Genomic DNA, 22,706 nt, shown 5'->3' with positions numbered 1-22,706 from the left:
CGAACCGATCAGGAGGCGCGGGCCACCCTGGCGAGGACGCCGTGCACGAACGCACCGGAATCGTCCGTCGAGAACTCCTTGGCGAGTTCGACGGCCTCATCGATGGCGACGGCCGTCGGCACCGCGTCGTTGTGCAGGATCTCCCAGACGCCGATGCGCAGCAGGGCGCGGTCGACGGCGGGCATCCGCTCGAGCTTCCAGTCACGGCTGTGCGTGGTGATCTGCTCGTCGATCTCATCGCGCTGGTCGATGATGCCGTCGACGATCTCGCGGGCGTACAGCCAGGAGGCTTCGCGCGAGGGCTCGCTGGCCGCACGCTTCGCCTCGGCCGCGAGGGTGACCGAGAGGTCGTCGCCGCGGACGTCGGACGAGAACAGGATGTCGAGAGCGCGCTTACGCGCCTTCGTGCGGGCGCTCACGCCTTACTTCTCGCGACCCAGGTAGTCACCCGTGCGGGTGTCGACCTTGATCCGGGTGCCGGTCTCGACGAACAGCGGGACCTGCATCTCGTAGCCGGTCTCGACGGTCGCGGGCTTCGTGCCGGCCGAGGAGCGGTCGCCCTGGAGGCCCGGCTCCGAGTACGTCACCTCGAGGATGACGGAGGCGGGCAGATCGATGTACAGCGGGTTGCCGTTGTTCAGCGCGATCGTGACCTGCTGGTTCTCGAGCAGGAAGTTCTTCGCGTCGCCCACGGTCGCCGCACCGACGGTGATCTGGTCGTAGTCGGAGGTGTCCATGAAGACGAAGCTGTCGCCGTCGGCGTACAGGTAGGTGAAGTCGCGACGATCGACGTTCTCGATCTCGATCTTGGCGCCGGCGTTGTAGGTGCGGTCGACGACCTTGCCCGACACGACGTTCTTCAGCTTGGTCCGCACGAACGCGCCACCCTTGCCGGGCTTGACGTGCTGGAACTCGATGACGTTCCAGAGCTGTCCGTCGATGCTGAGAACGACGCCGTTCTTGATGTCTGCGGTAGATGCCATGCGCTGAGAGTTCCGTTCCTGAGTCTGTGGGGCCGGCCTCTCCCGCGCGATACAGGCAGGGCCGACAGTCGATTCTACGGGATGCGCGAGGGCGGCCCGGAAACGGTCGTCTCAGAGCGAGCCGATGAGCTCCCGCACGGCGTCCGCGTAGCCGTCGATTCCTCGCCCGATCACGCGCACCGCGGCGACATCGTGCAGGTACGAGTGATGACGGAACTCCTCGCGGGCGTACACGTCGGAGATGTGGACCTCGGCGAACGGCAGCGACACCCCGGTGAGCGCATCACGCAGCGCGACCGAGGTGTGCGTGAGCCCGCCGGGGTTGATGACGATGCCGACGCAGTCGGCGCGGGCCGCATGGATCGCGTCGATCAGCACACCCTCGTGATTGCTCTGGATCGCCCGTACCTCGTACCCGAGAGACCCCGCGACCTCGGCGGTCAGACGTTCGACGTCGGTGAGGGTCGCCGTGCCGTAGACGTCGGGCTCGCGCGTGCCGAGCAGGTTGAGGTTCGGCCCGTTCACGAGGAGCAGGCGGGGGTTCGCGGTCACGAGGACACACTATCCGTGGGTGCGAGCGCACGGCTCATCTCGAGCTCCGGCCCGATCGATCCGGTGAAGCGCAGCCCGGTCTCGACGAATCCCGCCCGGCGATACGCGGCCTGCGCCCGATGGTTGTCCACGTGCACGTCGAGGGCGAGCGCACCGTCTCCGAGGGAGCGCGCCCACTCGGCCGCTGCACCGAGCAACGCGTCAACCGTGCCGCCGGCACGATTCTCGGGACGTACGAAGACGCCGACGACATCGCCGCGCGCCGCGGAGACCTCGCGTCCATGATGATCCGTGTCGCCCGCCTTCCAGCGGATCACCGTGACCGTGCCGACCCACTCGCCGTCCGCTTCGGCGACGAACTGCGCCACGCCGTCGCCCTCGGCGGCGTTCGCCGCACGATCGTGCCAGAACTCGTCCGGGTGCGCCGCCTCCGTCTCGTAGGAGTGCAGGAAGGCGATGGAGGCGTCCGGGTCGCGGACCGCGTCGAGACGCAGATCGCGGACCCGCTCCCCCTCGTCTGCGCGCACGCGCCGGATGACGACGCTCACGCACCGACCTCCTGGTAGGCGGCGAAGAGGAGGGACTCGTCGGGGGCCTGCAGCACGGTGGGCTTCGCGATGTCGTCGAGCAGGATGAAGCGGAGCATCCCGCCACGGCTCTTCTTGTCGCGCTGCATCGTCGCCAGCAGCTGCGGCCAGGCACCTGCGCGATACGAGGTCGGCAGGCCCAGAGACTCCAGGATCGTGCGGTGGCGCTCGGCCGCGGCATCCGACAGACGACCGGCGAGCCGGGAGAGCTCGGCGGCGTACAGCATGCCGATCGAGACCGCGGCACCGTGCCGCCACTTGTAGCGCTCGGCGTGCTCGATCGCGTGGCCGAGCGTGTGGCCGTAGTTGAGGATCTCGCGGAGGCCGGCCTCCCGGAAGTCGTCCGACACGACCTTCGCCTTCATGTCGATGGCGAGTTCGACGGCCCGACGGAACTCCTCCGTGGTGGTGTCGACCGCCCGAGCGGGATCCGCCTCGATGATGTCCAGGATCTCCGGAGCCCAGATGAAGCCCGCCTTGACGACCTCCGCGAAGCCGGCCGTCGCCTCGTTCGGGCTCAGGCTGCCGAGTTCGTCCAGATCACCGATGACCGCGCTCGGCGCCCAGAACGCGCCGACGAGGTTCTTCCCCTCGGCCGTGTTGATGCCCGTCTTGCCGCCCACCGCGGCATCGACGAGGCCGAGGACGGTCGTCGGCACCTGCACCAGCTGCACACCGCGCAGCCAGGTCGCCGCGACGAATCCCGCGAGGTCGGTCACAGCTCCCCCGCCGTAGCCGATCACCGCATCGCTGCGGGTGAAGTCCGCCTGTCCCATGACCTGCCAGCAGAAGGCCGCGACCTCGATGCGCTTGCCCTGCTCCGCATCCGGGACCTCAGCCAGGAGCACCTCGCGCGGCCCGTTCTCCGTGTCGGCCAGCAGGCGCTCCCGCAGCTCGGCGGCGCGCGCGGCCAGCGTCGGCGGGTGCACGACGAGGATCTTGCGCACGGTCGGCGCGAGTGCGGCCGAGACCTGATCGAGCACACCCCGTCCGATCGTGATGTCGTACTCGTCGTTCCCGGTGACACTGATGGTCGTCGTGCTCATCGCTGCTCTCTCCTCCATGCCACGATCTCGTCGGCAATCCTCTGCATCGGCCGCCGCGACGTGTCGAACGTCGTCGATGCCACTTCGTCGTACCAGTCGCGCCGCTCGTCGAAGATCCGGATCCAGTTCTCGACAGGATCCTCCCCTGCCAGCAGCGGACGGTTCCCTCCGCGGATCCGGTCGGCGACCGCATCGACGCTCACCGTCAGGAAGACGACCGGATGCTGTCGCAGAAGCTCTCGCGTGCCGGCATCCGTCACCGCCCCGCCGCCGAGCGAGATCACTCCGCCGTCCGCGAGCGCCGCGGCCACGGCGGCGCGCTCGAGCTCTCGGAAATGCGGCTCCCCGTGGTCGGCGAAGATGGTCGGGATCGGGCCGTGCGCGGCGACGATCCGCTTGTCGGTGTCGATGAAGGGCACGCTCAACCGCCGCGCCACACGTCTGCCGACGCTGGTCTTGCCGGCGGCCATCGGGCCGACCAGCACCAGCGTGAGCGGGTCAGCCGCGCTCGTCATGCGCGATGAGCGCCGCCTCGGACGCCGGGGTCGTGCGCAGCTCGGCGGGGATCCCTGCGAGGTACCCCTCGAGATTGCGACGCGTCTCGCGGATGCTGTCGCCGCCGAACTTCTCCAGCACGGCGTTCGCGACCTCGACGGCGACCATGGCCTCCGCCACGACGCCGGCAGCCGGGACGGCGCAGACGTCGGAACGCTGGTGGTGCGCTGTCGCGTCCTCACCCGTCGCCACATCGATCGTGCGCAGCGAGTGCGGCACGGTCGCGATGGGCTTCATACCCGCGCGGACGCGCAGCACGGTGCCCGTGGACATGCCGCCCTCGGTGCCTCCGGCGCGGTCGGAGCCGCGGGAGATCCCGTCGGCTGTCGCGAACAGCTCGTCGTGCGCGGCCGAGCCGCGGCGACGCGTCGTCTCGAAGCCGTCGCCGACCTCGACGCCCTTGATGGCCTGGATGCTCATCAGCGCCTGGGCGAGACGAGCGTCGAGGCGACGATCCCAGTGCACGTGCGAGCCGAGCCCCGGCGGAAGGCCGTAGGCGAGCACCTCGACGATGCCGCCGAGCGTGTCGCCGTCCTTCTTCGCATCGTCGACCTCGGCGACCATCAGCGCGGACGTCGCGGGGTCGAAGCAGCGCAGCGGATCGGCGTCGAGAGCCTCGACGTCATCCGGCGTCGGGAGGGGCGAGCCCTCCGGCACCTGCACGGGGCCGATCGACAGCGTGTGGCTGACCAGGCGGATGCCGAGCTCAGCGAGGAACGAGCGCGCGATCGCACCGAGGGCGACACGGGCGGCGGTCTCCCTGGCGCTCGCGCGCTCGAGGATCGGACGCGCCTCGTCGAAGTCGTACTTCTGCATGCCGACGAGGTCGGCGTGTCCGGGACGCGGACGCGTCAGCGGGGCGCTGCGACCACGGGACTTGTCGGTCAGCTCGACCGGCTCGGGGTTCATGACCTCGATCCACTTCGGCCACTCGGTGTTGCCGATGCGCAGCGCGATCGGGCTGCCCAGGGTCTTGCCGTGGCGGACACCGCCGGAGATCGACAGCTCGTCCTGCTCGAACTTCATCCGCGAGCCGCGGCCGTAGCCGAGCTTGCGGCGGGCGAGGTCGGCCTGGATGGCCTCGGACGACACCGGAACGCCGGAGGGCAGACCCTCCATGACGGCGATGAGTTCTGGGCCGTGCGATTCGCCGGCCGTGAGCACGCGGAGCATTGCTCCAGTCTCCCATGCGATTCACCCTGCCCTGCGCCGCGTTTCGCCGAACGCCCTCCCGATCAGAGCACGGCGCGCATGGCAGAGACCACGGCGGCCTCGTCGGGCATCGCCGTCGACGGGTCGCCATGACGGAAGATCCGGATCTGACGCACCGCCTGATGCAGCAGCATCCCGAGTCCGGAGACCACAGCGGCATCGCCCCATCCGGCTGCGAGGGCCGACGGCCAGGGAGCGTACGCGGCGTCGAAGAGCGCGCCCCCTCGCTCAGCCAGCGCCGCGGCGACCTCTTCGGGCAGGACGGTTCCGCTCGGAAGCGTCGCGATGGTCAGATCGGCATCGGCCACAGCATCGTCGAGCGACCGCGCATCGACGGAGACGCCGATGTGCTCCCCCAGCGCCACGAGGCCCGCCGCACGCTCCGGCCGACGGGCCGAGACCTCCACGCTCTCCGCGCCCAGATCAGCGGCGGCGACGAGAGCGGATGCCGCGGTCGCCCCCGCCCCCAGGATGCGCACGGACCGCGCCTCGGTGATCCCCGCCTCGGACAGCGCATCGATGATGCCGCCGACATCCGTGTTGTAGCCGGCGATGTCGTCGCCGAGCAGCAGCGTGTTCACGGCGCCCGTCAGCTCCGCATGCGCATCGCGCGTGGCGGCGGCGCGGAACGCCTCCTCCTTCAACGGCATGGTGAGCGACAGACCTCGCCAGTCGGCGCCGAGCCCCTCGAGCGCGTCGCGGAACGACGCCGCATCGACCTGCCGTCGGCCGTACTCCCAGTCGAGGCCGAGAACGCGGTAGGCGGCGGCGTGCAGGGCCGGCGACTTCGAGTGCGCGATCGGGTCTCCCCAGACGGCGAGCTGGAAGGCGCTCACCGGCTCAGCAGCCGCCGTCGGGATTGGCCTCGCACCAGTCGCGCCACTTCTCTACACCCTGCTCGTGCTCGGCGAGGGTCTCGGAGAACTGCGTCTCGCCCGTCTCCAGGTTGATCGTGACGAAGTACAGCCACGGACCGTCTGCCGGGTTCATCGCCGCTTCGATCGCCGCGTCGCTGGGGCTCGCGATCGGAGTGACCGGAAGGCCGGTGTGCACGTAGGTGTTCCACGGGTTGTCGTCTTCGAGCGCTTCGGCCGAGCTCGACACGACCCCCTCGTGCAGCGAGCCGTAGCCGTACTGCGCCGTCGAGTCCATCTGCAGGAGCATGTCCATGTCGAGGCGGTTCTGGATCACGCGCGACACCTTGGCGAAGTCGTCCAGTCGGCCCTCGCGCTCGATGATCGAGGCGATGGTCAGAATCCGTTCCGCATCCTCATCCGCCACCCCTGCCGTCGCGAGGGACTCGCGCGTACGCTCGACCATCCGCTGGATGACCTGCGTCGCCGTCACCTCCGGGTCGAAGGTGTAGACCGCGGGGAAAAGCCATCCCTCGAGGCTCGGCGCCGTCACGCCGTAGGCCGCGGGATCGGCGACGGCGGCCTCGAAGTCCGCGAGCGGGATGCCGAGTGTGCCGGCGATGTTCTCCAGGGACGAGGCGATCGTCCCGCCTTCCGTGATCGACACCGTGTTCTCGAGCTTGTTCTTCTCATCCTTGAGAGCAGCGAGGGCGGCCTCGGCCGTCATCTTCTCCTGCAGCCGGTAGATACCGGGGTAGAACGTCACGGCGAGGTTCTCGTTGATGAGGTAGTCGTAGAAGACATCCTCGGTCCTGGTCACGCCGGCATCGTAGAGTGCGGTCGACACCGGCCCTCCCGTGTCGCCCTCGCGGATCGTGACCATCACCTCACCGGTCGCGATGCCGGGCTCCCAGTCAGCCGCACCGCCCCAGCCGAGCGCTTCGCTGATCTTGTCACCGTAGGTGTTCCAGGCCCAGATCCCTCCGGCGGCCAGGCCGCCGACGATCGCGAGCACGATGGCCAGCGCGATCAGGCAGCCGGTTCGCCGCTTCTTCTTCGGGCCCTTGGCGGCGGCATGCTCCTCAGGAGGCGTGAAGAGGTCGTCCAGCCCTCCGCCGAGCGGCGGGGCGGGATCGGTCTGCCTCGGAGATGCGGTCGTCGAGGAGGCGGAAGAATCCGGCTGCGACGACGCAGCCGAGGCGAACAGGGCTTCGGCGCCCGAGGGTTCGCGACGGGCCGGCTCCGTGTCGGGGGCGTCCTCGCTCAGCGGATCCGTCCCGTGGGCGTCGTGCGGCCCCGAGGGACGCCCTGCGGCCTCGCGGGCCGCGCGGCGCGATCCCGGAGTCGGTGCACTGTTGTCGACGGTCGGGATCTGACGTGTCGGGGCGGGCAGGTTCTCGAACAGGTCGCCCAGGCGGGCGCCCGGATCGTGCTGGGGGGAAGCACTCTCGCGTTCGGACATGTTCAGACGGGCTCCTCGTCAGCCGGGATCGTGGCACCGGCCGGGTTTCCGGTGCTCTTCTCCGTGTCGATCGCCTGCTGCAGCAGCACCACGGCGGCGACCTGATCAACAATGCTACGAGACTTCTTCTGTGATCGCCCGGAGGAACGCAGTGCTGCGTGGGCGGTGACGGTGCTGAGGCGCTCGTCCACCAGCCGCACCGGCACACCGCTGAGCTGCTGGAGAGCGGCGGCGAACTCGCGGGCATCCGTGGTGGACGGAGTGTCCGCGCCCTGCATGTTCACAGGAAGACCGACGACGAACTCCAGGAGGTCGTACTCTTCCGCGATCTGCAGGATCCGGTCGATGGAGAGGTCGTTCCGGGGCACGGTCTCGACGGGAACGGCGAGCATTCCATCGGGGTCCGAGCGCGCCACGCCGACCCGGGCACGGCCCACGTCGATGCCGAGGCGCACCCCGCGGCGGAACCCGCTCACGCGGCGTGCAGCTCCTGGGAGACGGACTCCAGAGCAGCCGGGAGCGCCGAAGCATCCGCCCCGCCGCCCTGCGCGACGTCGTCGCGACCGCCGCCTCCGCCACCGAGCACACCCGCTGCGCGCTTGGCGAGCACACCGGCCTTGGCACCCGCGGTGCGGGCGGCATCGTTCGTCGCGACGACGACGACCGGCCGACCGCCGACCACGGCGCCGAGGGCGACCACGGCAGCCTCGGAACCGAGGCGGTCGCGCACACCGAGCACGAGCTCTCGCACATCGTCTGCCGAAGCGACCTCCCCGAGCGACTGCGCGGCGACGAGGAAGGCGCCGACCCGCTGCGCGGCATCCGCGATGGCCGGGACCTGACCCGCGCGCTCCTTGGCCTCGAACTGCGCGATGCGCTTCTCGGCGGCCTTGAGGCTCGACGCGAGATCGGCGATCCGCTCCGGCAGCTGTTCGCGGGGCGTCTTCAACGACGCGGTGAGCTGCGACACGAGCGCCCGCTCCGCCGCCAGCTCGCGGAACGCGTCCGCACCGACGAGGGCTTCGATACGACGGTTGGATGCGCCGACGGAGGATTCGCCGACGACACTGACCAGACCGATCTCGGCGCTGGAGCTGACGTGCGTGCCGGCGCAGAGCTCGCGGGACCACGGGCCGCCGATGTCGACCATGCGCACCACGTCGCCGTACTTCTCGCCGAAGAGAGCCATCGCTCCGGCCTCCTTCGCCTCGTCGAGAGACACGATGCGCGTGGTGACCTCGAGGGCATCCTGCACGGCGCGGTTCGTGATCTCCTCGATCTCCGAGCGCGTCTCGGTCGACAGCGCCTGCGACCACGAGAAGTCGAAGCGCATGTAGCCGGCGCGGTTCAGCGACCCCGCCTGCGTCGCCGTGTTGCCGAGCGTGTCGCGCAGCGCGGCGTGCACGAGGTGCGTGGCCGAGTGCGCCTGGCGCGCAGCGCGGCGGTTCGCGGCATCCACGACGGTCGTCGCGGCGTCATCCACCGCCACGGTGCCGCGCGTGACCTCGACCGTGTGGCTGATCAGACCCGGAACCGGACGCTGCACATCGAGCACCTCGAGCTCGAAGCCGGGTCCGACGATCGTGCCCTTGTCGGCGACCTGGCCGCCGGACTCCGCGTAGAGCGTCGTCTCGGCCAGGACCACCTCGGCGATCTGTCCCTCGGATGCGCTGCGCACGACAGCCCCGTCGACCAGGAGGCCGAGGATGCGCGACTCGACCTCGAGGGCGGTGTAGCCGTCGAAGCCGGTCTCGCCGAGCGCGCGGAGGTCGCGGTAGACCGAGACGTCGGCGAGCTGGCGCTTGCGGTTGCGGGCGTCGGCCTTCGCGCGCTGACGCTGCTCCTGCATGAGCGAGTCGAATGCTGCGCGGTCGACGTCGAGACCTGCCTCCTCGGCGACCTCGAGCGTGAGGTCGATCGGGAAGCCGTACGTGTCGTGCAGCAGGAAAGCCTCGGGGCCGCTGAGCGTCGTGCCGCCGCCCTTCTTCGTCTGGTCGAGTGCCAGGTCGAGGATGGTCGATCCCGAGACGAGCGTGCGACGGAAGGTCTCCTCCTCGGCGACGGCGGATGCGGAGAACGTCGACCAGTCCTTCTCGAGCACGGGGTAGGCCGACTTCATCGCGTCTCGCGACGTCGCGAAGAGCTCCGGGAACACGGGCTCGTCGACGCCGAGCAGACGCATCGCGCGCACCGTGCGCCGCATGAGGCGCCGGAGGATGTAGCCACGGCCCTCGTTCGACGGGCGCACGCCGTCGGAGAGCAGCATGAGCGACGAGCGCACGTGATCGGCGATCACGCGGAAGCGCACGTCGTCCTCGTGGGACGCGCCGTAGCGACGGCCCGAGAGCTCGACCGCACGATCCAGCACCGGGCGCACCTGGTCGGTCTCGTACATGTTGTCGACGCCCTGCTTGAGGAACGCGACGCGCTCGAGACCCATGCCGGTGTCGATGTTCTTCATCGGCAGTTCGCCGACGATGTCGAACTCGGTCTTGCTGCGGATGTTCTCGATGAAGTCCTGCATGAACACGAGGTTCCAGATCTCGAGGAACCTCGAGTCGTCGGCCGCGGGCCCGCCGTCCTTGCCGAAGGCCGGACCCCGGTCGAAGAAGATCTCCGAGTCGGGACCGCCGGGGCCGGGCTGACCGGTGTTCCAGTAGTTGTCGGCGCGGCCGAGGCGCTGGATGCGCTCCGGCTTCAAGCCGATGATGTCGCGCCAGATCGCCTCGGCTTCGTCATCCGTCTCGTAGACGGTGACCCAGAGGTCTTTCTCGTCGAAGCCGTAGCCGCCGTCGGCCTCGGAGCTCGTCAGGAGCTCCCAGGCGTACCGGATGGCGCCTTCCTTGAAGTAGTCGCCGAACGACCAGTTGCCGAGCATCTGGAAGAACGTGCCATGGCGCGCAGTGCGGCCGACCTCTTCGATGTCGTTGGTGCGGATGCACTTCTGCACGTCGGCGATCCGCGGGTGGGGAGCAGGCACCACACCGGTCAGATACGGGATCATCGGCACCATGCCCGCGACCGTGAACAGCAGGGAGGGATCGTCACTGACCAGAGAGGCCGACGGGACGATGACATGGTCGTTCTTCTCGAAGAAATCGAGGTAACGCTGCGCGATCTCCGCAGTTTTCATAGAGTGCCGGGTGTCCTTGCGTGAGAATGCCGCGCCGAGGCGCAGCGATGGTTCAGTTGTCGCCCGGCTCCGTGAGCCGTGCCTCCTGCTCGCGGTAGGCGTCGCCGAGGGCAGCCGTGAATCCGTTGATCCTGGCATCGACCTCGGCGAGGATGTCGTGACCCCGCGGGTCCTTGTCCATGAAATGAGCAACGACGAAGCCGCCGACCAGACCGAACAGGAACCATCGCAAGCTCTTCATGTCACCATCCTTGCCTTTATCCGCGAAGGCGCGGTTTCTCCATCGTAGGCCGAAACGACAGAAGGCGTCGGGTTGCCCCGACGCCTTCTGCGAATTGCTCGATCGCTGGATCAGCGAGCCGCGTAGTACTCGACGACGAGCTGCACTTCACAGGTCACGGGGACCTCGGCGCGCTTCGGACGACGGAGCAGACGGGCCTGGAGCTTGTCGAGCTCGACCTCGAGGTAGCCGGGAACGGGGGGAAGCACCTCGGCGTGACCGCCGGCTGCCGCCACCTGGAAGGGCTCGGTGCCCTCGCTCTTGGCCTTGACGTGGATGAGCTGACCCGGCTTCACGCGGAACGACGGGCGGTCGACGAGCTGGCCGTCGACGAGGATGTGACGGTGCACGACGAGCTGGCGAGCCTGCGCGGTGGTGCGGGCGAAGCCCGAACGCACGACGAGCGCGTCGAGACGCATCTCGAGGAGCTCGACCAGGTTCTCACCGGTCAGGCCGTCGTGACGACGAGCCTCGTTGAACGTGTTGCGCATCTGCTTCTCGCGGATGCCGTACTGCTCGCGCAGACGCTGCTTCTCACGCAGACGGACGGCGTAGTCGCTGTCGGCCTTGCGCTTGGTGCGGCCGTGCTCACCCGGAGCGTAGGGACGCTTCTCGAGGTAGCGGGCGGCCTTCGGGGTGAGCGGGATGCCGAGGGCGCGGCTGAGCCGAACCTTGCGGCGGTCCTGGGACTTCGTGGTCACGAAGTTGTCCTTCCGATGACGTGGTCGCGTCTTTCACGACTCACGGACGTATCGTCCGCGTTCTGCCTGGGAGCGCACGCCGGGGCACCGACCAGGTGGGGTGTGAACGAGGAGATGCCCGAAAACTCGGTTTCGAGCCGGTCAAGTCTAACAGATCACCGGGTCGGCTCGATGATGCGGTTCAGCGATCGCCGAGGATGCGGCGGATCCGCTCCAGGCGGGCGGCGACGTCGCGCTCGGCCCCGAGGGTCTTCGGCTCGTAGTAGCGCCGGCCGTCGAGCTCGTCGGGCAGGTACTGCTGCGGCACGATGCCGTACTCGCTGTCGTGCGAGTAGACGTAGCCCTTGCCATGCCCGAGCCGCTTCGCGCCCGGGTAGTGCGCATCGCGCAGATGCACCGGTACCCGACCGAACCCGCCCTTGCGGATGTCGGCGATCGCGGCGTCGATACCGACGTAGGCGGCGTTCGACTTCGCGGTGGTGGCGAGGTACACGGTCGCCTCGGCCAGCGGGATGCGGCCCTCCGGCATCCCGATGAAGGCGACGGCGTCGGCCGCCGCGACCGCGATCACGAGCCCCTGGGGGTCGGCGAGACCGACATCCTCGGATGCCGAGATGACCAGGCGCCGGGCGATGAAACGCGGGTCCTCCCCCGCCTCGATCATGCGGGCGAGATAGTGGAGCGCGGCATCGGGATCGGACCCTCTGATCGACTTGATGAACGCGCTGATCACGTCGTAGTGCTCGTCGCCCTGACGGTCATAGCGCAGCAGCGCCTTGTCGACCGCCTGCGCGACGTCGTCGTCGGAGACAGAGGGCACGCCGCTCGCGTCGGAGTCCTTCTTCTTCTTGCCCTTCGCCTTCGCGTCAGCCGAATGCGACAGGGCCACCGCGGCAGCGGCTTCGAGACCGGTGAGCGCCCGGCGGGCATCGCCGGATGCGAGCCGGATGAGGGCGGATCTCGCCTCGTCGCTCAGTGCGACGGCGCCGTTCAGACCGCGCGCATCGCCGACGGCCCGATCGACCAGCAGGCCGATGTCGTCATCGGTGAGCGGCTGCAGGGTGAGCAGCAGCGAACGCGACAGGAGCGGCGAGATCACCGAGAAGGACGGATTCTCGGTCGTCGCCGCGATCAGGATGACCCAGCCGTTCTCGACACCGGGCAGCAGAGCATCCTGCTGCGCCTTGGTGAACCGGTGGATCTCGTCGAGGAAGAGGATCGTCGTCTGCCCGTAGAGGTCGCGCTGGGTGATCGCCTCCTGCATGACCTCGCGCACGTCCTTCACACCGGCGGTCACGGCCGAGAGCTCGACGAAACGCCGCCCCGAGGAGCGGGCGATGGCCTGCGCAAGAGTGGTCTTGCCTGTCCCGGGAGGGCCCCAAAGGATGATCGAGACCGCACCGGGCGACGTCGCCTCCGGGTCTGCGAGGGCCACGATCGGCGAACCCGATCGCAGAAGGTGACGCTGCCCGGCGACCTCGGCGAGGGAGACCGGGCGCATGCGCACGGCGAGAGGCGTCTGCCCGGAGAGCAGCGCGGCAGGGGACGTCATCCCACCAGGCTACTGGCGGGTCACGACACTCAGGCGACGCTCAACGCACCTCGCCGCCGACGGTAGGCTCTGAGGCGACGTGACGCACCGTCGCACGGATGGGAGATCGAGGCATGGCCGCACGCGGTTCGAGGAGCACCAGGCAGGAGCGCGTCCAGGCCGAGCGCCGCACCCGTCTGCACACCGCGCGCACGATCTGGCATCAGGGTCAGATCCGTCGGCGCACGCGCGACAACGCCATCGCCGCGATCGTCGGAGCCCTCATCGTCGTCGCGGCCATCGGCAGCCAGGTCGTGCACGCGCAGGTCACGGCTCCCGAGCCCACGCCCTCGCCGACGGTCGAACCGACGACCGGGCCGACGGAGACGCCCGCCGAGACGCCGGTTCCGATCCCCTCGGACACCCCTGCGGAATAGTCCGCTACGACGCGCGCCCGCGTCAGTACTCGATGACGGCCAGCCGATAGCCGCGCTTGACCACGGTCTGCACGAGCTCCGCGCCGCACAGGGATTCGCGCAACCGCGCCACGGCGACCTCGACCGCGTGGCCGTTGCGGTCGCTGCCCGGCAGCACTCGTCCGATCTCGGCGCGCGACAGCACCCGCCCGCCGGCGATGAACAGGGCTTCCATCAGACGCGCGGCGGTGTGGGACAGCGGCACGAAGCGCTCGTCGATGAGCACCCCTCCGCTGCGTACCTCGAGGCGCCCGGCATCCGTCTCCAGCGATGGGGCACGACCTCCGCCGAAGTGCGCGATCACGCAGCGGGCGAGTGAGCCGAGGCGTCCGCGGTCGGCGATCGTCGTCTCCAGATCCGCCGCGAGGAGCGGGCCGGCGGTGATGGGCCCCACGGCTGCGAGCAGAAGGCGCCCGGATGCTGCGCGGCGGCGGATGTCGTCGAGTGCCCCGGCCTCCTCGGCGACGGCCAGCCAGGAGGCTGCTCCGGGGGCGGAGGTGAACAGCACCGCGTCGGCCTCCCCCGCTCCTGCTTGCAGAGCCGACCGTCGGACGACCTCCGGGTCGGGCGGCGGCCCCCAGCGATAGACCGTGACGCTCACCACGTCGGCCCCGGCACCGGCGAGGAGCTCGTCGAGTCCATCGGCCCCGGCGCCGTGGTGCTGCACGACGATCCGCTTGCCGGTGATCCCGGAGGCGAGCAGGTACTCGCCCACCTCCGCGGAGGTCTCGGACTCCGCCACCCAGTCGGCGGTGAAACCGGCCTGCTGGATCGCGCCGTGCGCCTTGGGTCCGCGCGCGACGAACTGCGCCCCTCGCAGCGCCGCGGTGATGCCCTCATCGAGGCCGTGCTCATGCGCGGCATCCATCCACCCGCGGAAGCCGACGCCCGTCGTCACCACGACGATGTCCGGTGGCGCGGCGATGAGCTGCTTCGTCCTGCGCATCAACTCGGCGTCGTCGGCATTCGCGACGATGCTCAGCGCGGGGGCGCGGTGCGCGTGCGCACCGCGACGCTCCAACGCGGTGGCGAGGTCGACCGACCGGCGATCGGCGGCGACGATGATCGTGCAGCCGGCCAGGGCGGACTCGAGGGTCGGCGCGTTCGTCACGCCGAACTCTCCGCGAACTGCGATGTCGTGGGCAGCAGCAGGCCGGCGCGCGCGACGTCGCCGATCACGATCACGGCGGGATTGATCACGGCGGCCTCCTCTGCGTCGGCCACGATAGCGCCCAGCGTGCTGCGCACCGTGCGCTGTTGCGGCGTATGACCGTTCTCGACGACCGCGACCGGGCGATCCGCCGAGACACCGTGCTGCAGCGCCGCGGCGGCGAGACGCGGGAGCGCGGCGACCCCCATCAGCACGACGGTGGTGACGGAGTCGTCGGAGAGCGAGGCGAGCGTGCTCTCGGTGAACGGGCCCTGGCCGTTCACCACATGCAGAGCGGATGCCACGCCGCGATGCGTCACCGGGATGCCGGCTGCCTGGGGCACCGAGATCGCGCTGCTCACGCCCGGCGTCACCGATACGGGGATGCCAGCGGCCTCGCACGCGAGCACCTCCTCGCCGCCGCGGCCGAGGACGAAAGGATCGCCACCCTTCAGCCGCACGACGCGCCTGCCCGCCCGCGCGTGCTCGACGAGAAGCGCGTTGATCTGGGCCTGCGGCACGGGGTGGTGCCCCGGACGCTTGCCGACGTCGATGACCAGCACATCCGGTCCGAGCTGGGCGCGCACCTCGTCTGCGGGCCCGAGCCGGTCCGCGATGACCACATCGGCCTCGGCGAGCAGCCGGTGGGCGCGCAGGGTCATCAGGTCGGCCGGTCCTGGCCCTCCGCCGACGAGATCGACGCGCCCCACACGCGTCGATCCGCCGCTCGTCCACGATCCAGCCGTCCTCCTCCGGCGGAACCGGAACATCATGCGCCGTCCTCCCCGGCGGCGCCCCCGGCGACGTCGACGTGCACGCCGTCCGGGGTGACCCGGACGGGGTACACGCGCAGCGCTGCATCCGGCTTCCCCTGCGTCTCCAGACACACGCCGGTGCGCAGGTCGAACACCTGCTTGTGCAGCGGCGACGCGACCGTCGGCGCCTCTCCCCTGCTCCCCACGATGCCGCGGGAGATCACGTTCGCACCGCTGTACGGGTCGAGGTTCGAGACGGCGTGCACGCTGCCGTCGGCGAGCAGGAACAGCGCCACCTGCTCGCCGCCCAGCAGAGCCGCGCGGCCGCGTTCGACCTCCAGATCGGCCACGGCGCACACGCGCACGAGGGTCTCCTCCGCGATCAGACCGGTCATCGTCGTACCTCCAGTGCCGTCCCGGCGATCAGGACCGCGCCCGAACGCCGTTCCTCGGCCGTCGCCGGCCTGATCTGACCACGCTCGGCCACGTAACCGAGCGAGGGGTCGGGGGTGTCGGCGGCGTTGACGAAGGAGCGGAACCTCTCCAGCTTCTGCGGATCCTTCAGCGTCGCGGCCCACTCGTCCTCGTAGTGCTCCACGTGCAGCGCCATCGCGGCGTCGAGATCGTCGCAGATGCCGAGACTGTCGTCGAAGATCACGGACCGGAGGCCGTCGAGCCCTCCTTCGACCTCCTCGCACCACGGGGCGGTGCGCTGCAGGCGATCGGCCGTGCGGATGTAGTACATGAAGAACCGGTCGATCGCGCGGATCAGACCCTCGTCGTCCAGCTCGGACGCGAGCAGCTCCGCGTGTCGCGGGGTGAAGCCGCCGTTGCCGCCGACGTACATGTTCCACCCGTTCTCGGTCGCGATGATCCCGACGTCCTTCGAGCGGGCCTCCGCGCACTCCCGCGCACACCCCGAGACACCGAGCTTGAGCTTGTGCGGCGCCCGCAGACCCCGGTACCGCAGCTCGAGCTTCACGGCCATGCCCACCGCGTCGAGCACGCCGTAGCGGCACCACGCCGAGCCGACGCACGACTTCACCGTGCGGAGCGACTTGCCGTAGGCGTGACCGGACTCGAATCCCGCGTCGACGAGCCGCTCCCAGATCAGCGGCAGCTGCTCCAGACGCGCGCCGAACATGTCGATGCGCTGACCGCCCGTGATCTTCGTGTACAGGGCGAAGTCCTTGGCGATCTGCCCGATCGCCAGCAGTCCGTCCGGGGTCACCTCGCCACCCGGCATCCGCGGAACGACCGAATAAGTGCCGTCCTTCTGCATGTTCGCCATCACGTGGTCGTTCGTGTCCTGCAGCGTGGCGTTCTCGCCCTCGAGCACGTGCTGACCGACGAGCCCCGACAGGATGCTGGCGATCGCCGGCTTACAGATGTCGCAGCCGCGTCCGCGGCCGAAGCGCTCGACGATGGAGCTGAACGTCGACAGCTCGGCGATCCGCACGGCGTCGAACAGCTGGCGCCGCGACATGTCGAAGTGCTCGCACAGCGCGTTCGACACCGTCTGCCCGAGCTTCGTGAGCTCCTGGCCGACCACCTTCTTGACCATCAGCACGCAGGAGCCGCAGGTCGCGCCCGCCTTCGTGCAGCCCTTGACGGCGGCGGCGTCCCTGCACCCCTCCTCGTGAACGGCCTGACGGATCCGACCCGCCGAGACGTTGGAGCACGAGCACACCACGGCTTCGTCGGGTAGCTCCCCGACTGGGGCGGCATTGCCCCCTTCCGGCAGGAGGTAGGCCGACGGGTCGGCGCCGAGCTTCGCCCCCACGAGGGGGCGCAGCGAGCCATAGGCGCTCGCATCGCCGACGAGGATGCCGCCGAGCAGGGTCTGCGCATCGTCGGAGAGCACGAGCTTCTTGTAGACGCCGGCGACCGGGTCGGCGTAGACGACGTCGAGCGCGTCGGGCGTGCGAGCGAGCGCATCGCCGAAGCTCGCCACATCGACGCCCGAGAGCTTGAGCTTGGCGGATTCGTCATAGCCGGGGAAGCTGGCCTCTCCCCCGAGCAGCCGGGTCGCCGCGACCTCCGCCATCGCGTACCCGGGAGCCACGAGGCCCACGCACCGGTCGTCGAAGTTGGCGACCTCGCCGATCGCGAGGATGTTCGGGTCCGACGTCGAGCACCGCTCGTCGATCAGCACGCCCCCGCGCGGATGCACCTCGAGCTCCGCGTTCCGAGCGAGCTCGTCCCGCGGGCGCACGCCGACCGTGAACACCACCACGTCCGCGCGCTGGAACGAGCCGTCCTGGAACTCGAGAGCCGTGACGGCACCGGATTCGTCCGGATCGAGCCTCGTCGTCCGCGCCTGCGTGCGCACCGTGATGCCGCGGGACTCCAGGAGGCGCTTCAGCATCCCCCGCCCGCCTGATCGAGCTGCGCCGACATCAGGCGGTCCGAGTACTGCACGACCGTCGTGTCGACGTCCATCCCCTGCAGCGCACCCGCCGCCTCGAGCCCCAACAGGCCGCCGCCGATGACCGCACCGCGGAGGGGCCGGCCGAGCGCGGCCGTCCGCGCGGCCACGAAGTCCCGCAGCGACTGCACGTCGTCGAGCGTGCGATACACGAAGCAGCCCGGAAGGTCGGCGCCGTCCACGGCCACCCGCGCCGCGTAGGAGCCGGTCGCGAGCACCAGCGTGTCGTAGTCGTAGTTGCGACGGGAGCGCGTCCGCACCGAGCGGGCGGAGCGGTCGATGCGCAGGACGCGATCATTGTGGATCAGGCGCACCCGTGCGTCGCGGAAGACCGCGCGGTCGAGCTCCAGATCATCCGGCGTGGCTCCCGAGAAGAAGCTCGTCAGTCCCACGCGGTCGTACGGTCCGCGGCCCTCGTCGCCGATCACGGTCACCCGCACGTCCGCATCGGCGCGGCTGAGCAGGCTCTCGACGAACCGGTGCGCCACCATGCCGGCTCCGACCACCATGATCTCGTGCGGCGTGGATGCGGTGTCGTTCATGGGGCTCCTGTCGACCGGGGGAACTGTCGTGCTGGCGACGATAGGAGCGCCGTGTTTCCCGGAGAGGACGCTGCATGTTTCACCCGTCGAACGATCTCCTCACAGATCGGTAACGGTGATGTGAGAAGTGCCGGCCTCACCCGGAACCCGCGGGCGTACTAGGCTGAGCCTCGTCCTTTCCGCCTCCCGCGGCCTTACCGCGCAAGGAGAATCACCGTGTCTGCCACCGAGCCGTCGAAGCCGACTCCCCCCATTCCCGCACCCCCCGCCGTGCCGATGCCGCGAAAGGCGCCGACGCCTGCCGTCGTGCCTCCGGTGGCTCCGTCGCCGGCTTCATCCTCGTCGTCCGCCGAGTGGGGTCGCGTCTCCGAAGACGGCACCGTCGAGGTGCGTGAGGGCGAAGCCTGGCGCGTGGTCGGCCAGTACCCGGATGGAACCCCCGACGAGGCGCTCGCATATTTCGTGCGGAAGTTCGACGACATCGCCTTCAAGGTGCATGCCCTCGAACAGCGTCAGCAGACCGGTGGCGCGTCGGCGAGCGATCTCGCCAAGCAGGCCGGCCACCTGATCGACGAGGCGACGGATGCCGCCGCCGTCGGAGACCTCGCCGGTCTCCGCGATCGCCTGAACGCCCTCACCGCCTCGCTCTCCGAGGCCACCGAGCAGGAGGCGCAGCAGGCCAAGGAGCTCGTCGACAAGGCGATCGCCGAGCGGACCGTCCTCGTGGAGCGCGCCGAGGCGATCGCCGCGCGCGACCTCAGCAAGGTCCAGTGGAAGCAGGTCACGGCGGAGCTCGGCGAGCTGTTCGACGCCTGGCAGGCTCAGCAGCAGACCGGCCCGCGCCTGTCGAAGGGCATCTCGCAGCAGCTCTGGAAGCGATTCCGCGATGCGCGCGCTGTGGTCGACAAGCAGCGGCGCGCGTTCTACTCCGAGCTGGACGACACGCACAAGGTCGCTCGCGATGCGAAGTCCCGCCTGGTGGAGCGTGCCGAGGCGCTCGCGCCGCGCGGCACCGACGGCATCCCCGCCTACCGCAACCTCCTCGACGAGTGGAAGGCCTCCGGCCGCGCCGGGCGCAAGGCCGACGACGCGCTGTGGGCCCGCTTCAAGGCGGCGGGCGACGCCCTCTACGCCGCGCGCGCCGAGCAGGCCGCGGCCGAGGAGGCCGAGTCCGGGCCGAAGATCGAGGCCCGACAGGCCCTTCTCGAAGAGGCCAAGGCCGTCGCCGACGAGTCGAACATCAAGCGCGCACGTGCGCTGCTCACGCGCATCCAGCAGCAGTGGGACGAGATCGGACGTGTCTTCCCCCGGGAGAAGGAGCGCGCGCTGGACGACCGTCTCCGCGTGATCGAGCAGGGTCTGAAGGCCCGCGAGGAAGTCGACTGGAAGAAGAACAACCCGGAGACCAAGGCCCGCGCCAACGACATGAGCTCGCAGCTCCTCGAGGCGATCGAGAAGCTCGAGGCCGAGCTCGCCGCCGCTGAGAAGGCCGGCGACAAGAAGGCCGTGAAGACGGCTGCCGATGCGCTCGAGGCGCGACGCACCTGGCTCAGCGCTCTCGGCGGCTGACCCGGTTCTCCACAGGTCGCCCGCGATCACTCGCACGCGGGGTGCATCACGCCACACTGGCGTGATGCACCCCGCGTTCCTGTATCTGCCCGGCGCCCGTCTCAGCGAAGCCGAGCTGAGCGCGGCGCGGATCGACGGGCACGTGTTCGAGATCGGCGATGCCTACGTCCCGGCCGACCTGATCGAGACGGCCGATGTCCGGGCGACCGCCATCGCCACCCTCGTGCGCCCGGGAACAGCGGCGTCGGGACCGACCGCGGCCTGGATCCACGGCGCCGGCGACGTTCCTCCGTCGGTCCACCACGTCAAGCGCGCGGTGGACCGACGCCTGCGTCCGCACGTCAATGCACGGCTGGTGTTCCACGACACAGTGCTCCCAGCATCCGACCTGCAACTGATCGGCGGGATCGCCGTGTCGACGCCGGCGAGGACCATGCTCGATCTCGCCACGACGTTGCACAGGGACCCCAGGATGAAGCCGTGGATGGAGCGCCTCGCGCGACTCTTCCCCGAGCTCTCCTCGGAGACGGCGTCCGTGCTCCGGTCGCTTCGGCGGGTACCCGGAAGCCGGGTCGGGCTGGCTGCGCTGGAGCGTCTGGAACTCAGGAGGAGGTGACGCGGTAGACGTCGTAGACCGCGTCGATCCTGCGCACCGCGTTCAGCACGCGATCGAGGTGCACCGCATCGCCCATCTCGAACACGAACCGGCTGAGAGCGAGGCGCTCGTCGTTGGTCGTGACCGTCGCCGACAGGATGTTGACGTGGTGCTCGCTGAGCACCCTCGTCACGTCGGAGAGCAGACCGGAGCGGTCCAGCGCCTCGACCTGGATCTGCACGCGGAACACGCTCTTCTTCGTCGGAGCCCAGGAGACCTCGACGAAGCGGTCCTGCTCCGCGCTCAGCGCCTTCACGTTGACGCAGTCGGCACGGTGCACGGAGACGCCGCTGCCGCGGGTCACGAATCCGACGATGGAATCGCCCGGCACCGGGGTGCAGCACTTGGCGAGTTTGACCAGGATGTCGGCGGCACCGCGCACCAGCACACCCGAGTCGCCGGAACGCGGCTCCCGCGTCGGAACGCTGCCCGGGAGATCGATGGTTCCGGTCGCCGGATCGCTCGCGGCGACGAGCGCCGTGACCTTCTCGAGCACCGACTGGGTCGAGACGTGTCCTTCGCCGACCGCGGCATACAGGGCGGAGACGTCTTCGTAGTGGAGCTGGTGGGCGACCTCCGCGAAGGAGTCCTGGCTCATCAGCTTCTGCAGCGGCAGGTTCTGGCGGCGCATCGCCCTCGCGATGGCCTCCTTTCCCTGTTCGATCGCCTCTTCGCGGCGCTCCTTCGTGAACCAACCGCGGATCTTGTTGCGCGCGCGGGTGCTGGCCACGAATCCGAGCCAGTCCTGGCTCGGTCCGGCATCCGGGTTCTTCGAGGTGAACACCTCGACCACGTCGCCGCTCTTCAGCTCGGACTCCAGCGGCACCAGGCGCCCGTTGACCTTGGCCCCCATGGTGCGGTGACCGATCTCGGTGTGCACGGCGTAAGCGAAGTCCACGGGTGTCGCGCTGGCCGGGAGTCCGACCACCCGCCCCTTCGGCGTGAAGACGTAGACCTCCTTCGCGCCGATCTCGAAGCGCAGGGAGTCGAGGAACTCGCCGGGGTCGGCCGTCTCGGCCTGCCAGTCGGAGATGTGCGCGAGCCACGCCATGTCGGTGTCGGAGGCGCGAACCTCGGTCTTGCCGCCGCCGTTCATCCGCTCCTTGTACATCCAGTGCGCGGCGACGCCGTACTCCGCCTGCTGATGCATCTCGTGCGTGCGGATCTGGATCTCGACCGTACGACCGGCCGGACCGATCACCGTCGTATGGAGCGACTGGTAGAGGTTGAACTTCGGCGTCGCGATGTAGTCCTTGAAACGGCCGGGCAGCGGCGTCCAGCGGGCGTGGATCGCACCGAGCACGGCATAGCAGTCGCGAACCGAGGCGACGAGCACCCTGATCCCGATCAAGTCGTAGATGTCGTCGAACTCGCGACCCCGGATGACCATCTTCTGATACACGGAGTAGAGCTGTTTCGGCCGTCCGACGACCTTGCCGCGGATACGGAGATCACGCAGATCCTCGTCGATCTCCTCGACGACCTGACCCAGGTACTTCTCGCGCTGCGGGGTGCGCTGCGCGATGAGGCTGTGGATCTCGTTGTAGATCTTCGGATGCAGCACGGCGAACGAGAGATCCTCGAGCTCCGACTTGATGGCCTGGATGCCGAGTCGATTGGCCAGCGGCGCGTAGATCTCCAGCGTCTCCTTGGCCTTCTTCGCCGCTTTCTCCGGCGGGACGAAGCCCCAGGTGCGCGCATTGTGCAGGCGGTCGGCGAGCTTGATCAGGAGCACGCGGATGTCCTTGGACATCGCGACGATCATCTTGCGGACGGTCTCGGCCTGAGCACTCTCGCCGTACTTGACCTTGTCGAGCTTGGTGACACCGTCGACGAGCATGGCGACCTCGTCGCCGAACTCGGCCGTCAGATCGGTCAGGGCGTATCCCGTGTCCTCGACCGTGTCGTGCAGCAGGGCGGCCGCGATCGCGCGGGGTCCGAGACCGAGTTCGGCGAGGATCTGCGCGACGGCGAGCGGGTGCGTGATGTACGGCTCGCCGCTCTGCCGCTTCTGGCCCTCGTGTTTCTCCTTGGCGACCGCGTATGCGCGCTCGATGACCGGGAAGTCGCCGCGAGGATGGTTGGCGCGGACGGTGCGGATCAGGTTGTCGAGGTCGTTGATCCTGGACGCGCGCGAGAAGATGCGGGGCACCAGTCGTCGCAGACTGGAACCCTGCGACGACGTCTGCGGCTCCGCCATCCACTCACCTCCCGAATCTTCTCATCTTACGCGTG

Annotated in this window: 21 protein-coding genes and 1 pseudogene; 3 read left to right on the top strand and 19 right to left on the bottom strand. The window is 69.5% G+C overall.

The features are described from left to right. Nucleotides 1-8: 8 nt before the first annotated feature. The 14 genes from nusB to ABS642_RS03655 all read right to left on the bottom strand — a co-directional run bounded on the left by nusB (nucleotide 9) and on the right by ABS642_RS03655 (nucleotide 12,917). Complete coding sequence (gene nusB / locus ABS642_RS03720) at nucleotides 9-419, bottom strand: transcription antitermination factor NusB (protein WP_282217112.1); 411 nt, start codon at nucleotides 417-419, stop codon at nucleotides 9-11. Nucleotides 420-422: 3 nt separating this feature from the next. Beyond that, complete coding sequence (gene efp / locus ABS642_RS03715) at nucleotides 423-983, bottom strand: elongation factor P (protein ID WP_282217111.1); 561 nt, start codon at nucleotides 981-983, stop codon at nucleotides 423-425. 111 nt (nucleotides 984-1,094) lie between these two features. After that, nucleotides 1,095-1,535, bottom strand: a complete 441-nt coding sequence (gene aroQ / locus ABS642_RS03710; RefSeq protein WP_350352294.1) for a type II 3-dehydroquinate dehydratase — start codon at nucleotides 1,533-1,535, stop codon at nucleotides 1,095-1,097. Beyond that, nucleotides 1,532-2,083, bottom strand: a complete 552-nt coding sequence (locus tag ABS642_RS03705) for a GNAT family N-acetyltransferase (protein ID WP_350352293.1) — start codon at nucleotides 2,081-2,083, stop codon at nucleotides 1,532-1,534. Before ABS642_RS03705 ends, aroQ begins: the two co-directional genes overlap by 4 nt. Then, entirely contained in the window at nucleotides 2,080-3,168 is a 1,089-nt protein-coding gene (aroB, locus tag ABS642_RS03700) for a 3-dehydroquinate synthase (RefSeq protein WP_350352292.1), read from the bottom strand. The genes ABS642_RS03705 and aroB overlap by 4 nt, the downstream gene beginning before the upstream one ends. After that, a complete protein-coding gene (locus ABS642_RS03695) occupies nucleotides 3,165-3,683 on the bottom strand; it encodes a shikimate kinase (RefSeq protein ID WP_350352291.1) in 519 nt (172 codons plus the stop codon). Before ABS642_RS03695 ends, aroB begins: the two co-directional genes overlap by 4 nt. Beyond that, on the bottom strand, nucleotides 3,667-4,896 hold the full coding sequence (aroC, locus tag ABS642_RS03690; protein ID WP_282217106.1) for a chorismate synthase: 1,230 nt from the start codon (nucleotides 4,894-4,896) through the stop codon (nucleotides 3,667-3,669). The genes ABS642_RS03695 and aroC overlap by 17 nt, the downstream gene beginning before the upstream one ends. A gap of 62 nt (nucleotides 4,897-4,958) precedes the next feature. Beyond that, nucleotides 4,959-5,771: a shikimate dehydrogenase gene (locus ABS642_RS03685; protein ID WP_350352290.1), complete on the bottom strand. Its 813-nt coding sequence runs from the start codon at nucleotides 5,769-5,771 to the stop codon at nucleotides 4,959-4,961. 4 nt (nucleotides 5,772-5,775) lie between these two features. Continuing rightward, nucleotides 5,776-7,251, bottom strand: a complete 1,476-nt coding sequence (gene mltG, locus ABS642_RS03680) for an endolytic transglycosylase MltG (RefSeq protein ID WP_350352289.1) — start codon at nucleotides 7,249-7,251, stop codon at nucleotides 5,776-5,778. A gap of 2 nt (nucleotides 7,252-7,253) precedes the next feature. Next, entirely contained in the window at nucleotides 7,254-7,727 is a 474-nt protein-coding gene (ruvX, locus tag ABS642_RS03675) for a Holliday junction resolvase RuvX (RefSeq protein ID WP_350352288.1), read from the bottom strand. Continuing rightward, on the bottom strand, nucleotides 7,724-10,384 hold the full coding sequence (gene alaS, locus ABS642_RS03670; RefSeq protein ID WP_350352287.1) for an alanine--tRNA ligase: 2,661 nt from the start codon (nucleotides 10,382-10,384) through the stop codon (nucleotides 7,724-7,726). The genes ruvX and alaS overlap by 4 nt, the downstream gene beginning before the upstream one ends. 52 nt (nucleotides 10,385-10,436) lie before the next feature. Beyond that, nucleotides 10,437-10,625, bottom strand: a complete 189-nt coding sequence (locus ABS642_RS03665) for a hypothetical protein (protein ID WP_282217101.1) — start codon at nucleotides 10,623-10,625, stop codon at nucleotides 10,437-10,439. Nucleotides 10,626-10,735: 110 nt separating this feature from the next. Continuing rightward, complete coding sequence (gene rpsD / locus ABS642_RS03660; RefSeq protein WP_282217100.1) at nucleotides 10,736-11,365, bottom strand: 30S ribosomal protein S4; 630 nt, start codon at nucleotides 11,363-11,365, stop codon at nucleotides 10,736-10,738. A 181-nt stretch (nucleotides 11,366-11,546) separates the two neighbouring features. Continuing rightward, nucleotides 11,547-12,917: a replication-associated recombination protein A gene (locus tag ABS642_RS03655; RefSeq protein WP_350352286.1), complete on the bottom strand. Its 1,371-nt coding sequence runs from the start codon at nucleotides 12,915-12,917 to the stop codon at nucleotides 11,547-11,549. A gap of 113 nt (nucleotides 12,918-13,030) precedes the next feature. On the opposite strand from ABS642_RS03655, the gene ABS642_RS03650 reads away from it, so the two are divergent. Then, entirely contained in the window at nucleotides 13,031-13,333 is a 303-nt protein-coding gene (locus tag ABS642_RS03650; protein ID WP_282217098.1) for a hypothetical protein, read from the top strand. Between the two features lie 22 nt (nucleotides 13,334-13,355). On the opposite strand, the gene ABS642_RS03645 is transcribed toward ABS642_RS03650, so the two are convergent. The 4 genes and pseudogenes from ABS642_RS03645 to nirB all read right to left on the bottom strand — a co-directional run bounded on the left by ABS642_RS03645 (nucleotide 13,356) and on the right by nirB (nucleotide 18,247). Continuing rightward, nucleotides 13,356-14,483 (bottom strand): uroporphyrinogen-III synthase, encoded by a 1,128-nt coding sequence (locus tag ABS642_RS03645; RefSeq protein WP_350352285.1) that lies wholly within the window; start codon nucleotides 14,481-14,483, stop codon nucleotides 13,356-13,358. Further along, nucleotides 14,480-15,295 carry a uroporphyrinogen-III C-methyltransferase gene (gene cobA, locus ABS642_RS03640; protein ID WP_350352284.1) on the bottom strand — a complete coding sequence of 272 codons (816 nt, stop codon included), beginning with the start codon at nucleotides 15,293-15,295 and terminating at the stop codon, nucleotides 14,480-14,482. The genes ABS642_RS03645 and cobA overlap by 4 nt, the downstream gene beginning before the upstream one ends. Further along, complete coding sequence (nirD, locus tag ABS642_RS03635; RefSeq protein ID WP_350352283.1) at nucleotides 15,292-15,672, bottom strand: nitrite reductase small subunit NirD; 381 nt, start codon at nucleotides 15,670-15,672, stop codon at nucleotides 15,292-15,294. Before nirD ends, cobA begins: the two co-directional genes overlap by 4 nt. Continuing rightward, nucleotides 15,669-18,247 (bottom strand): annotated as a pseudogene (nirB, locus tag ABS642_RS03630) (nitrite reductase large subunit NirB). The gene nirD and the pseudogene nirB overlap by 4 nt, the downstream one beginning before the upstream one ends. A gap of 216 nt (nucleotides 18,248-18,463) precedes the next feature. On the opposite strand from nirB, the gene ABS642_RS03625 reads away from it, so the two are divergent. Together ABS642_RS03625 and ABS642_RS03620 are read left to right on the top strand one after the other, a co-directional pair. Beyond that, nucleotides 18,464-19,816, top strand: coding sequence for a DUF349 domain-containing protein (locus ABS642_RS03625; protein WP_282217093.1), 1,353 nt, complete (start codon nucleotides 18,464-18,466; stop codon nucleotides 19,814-19,816). A gap of 64 nt (nucleotides 19,817-19,880) precedes the next feature. Continuing rightward, nucleotides 19,881-20,432 carry a type IV toxin-antitoxin system AbiEi family antitoxin gene (locus ABS642_RS03620; RefSeq protein WP_350352282.1) on the top strand — a complete coding sequence of 184 codons (552 nt, stop codon included), beginning with the start codon at nucleotides 19,881-19,883 and terminating at the stop codon, nucleotides 20,430-20,432. On the opposite strand, the gene ABS642_RS03615 is transcribed toward ABS642_RS03620, so the two are convergent. Next, a complete protein-coding gene (locus ABS642_RS03615) occupies nucleotides 20,419-22,671 on the bottom strand; it encodes a bifunctional (p)ppGpp synthetase/guanosine-3',5'-bis(diphosphate) 3'-pyrophosphohydrolase (RefSeq protein WP_282217091.1) in 2,253 nt (750 codons plus the stop codon). The two genes, ABS642_RS03620 and ABS642_RS03615, sit on opposite strands and share 14 nt — an antisense overlap. Nucleotides 22,672-22,706: the final 35 nt, after the last annotated feature.

The organism is Microbacterium sp. A8/3-1, assembly GCF_040267695.1.
In the GTDB taxonomy this organism is placed as follows: Bacteria; Actinomycetota; Actinomycetes; order Actinomycetales; family Microbacteriaceae; genus Microbacterium; species Microbacterium luteolum.
This window is presented reverse-complemented; position numbering and strand designations above follow the sequence as displayed.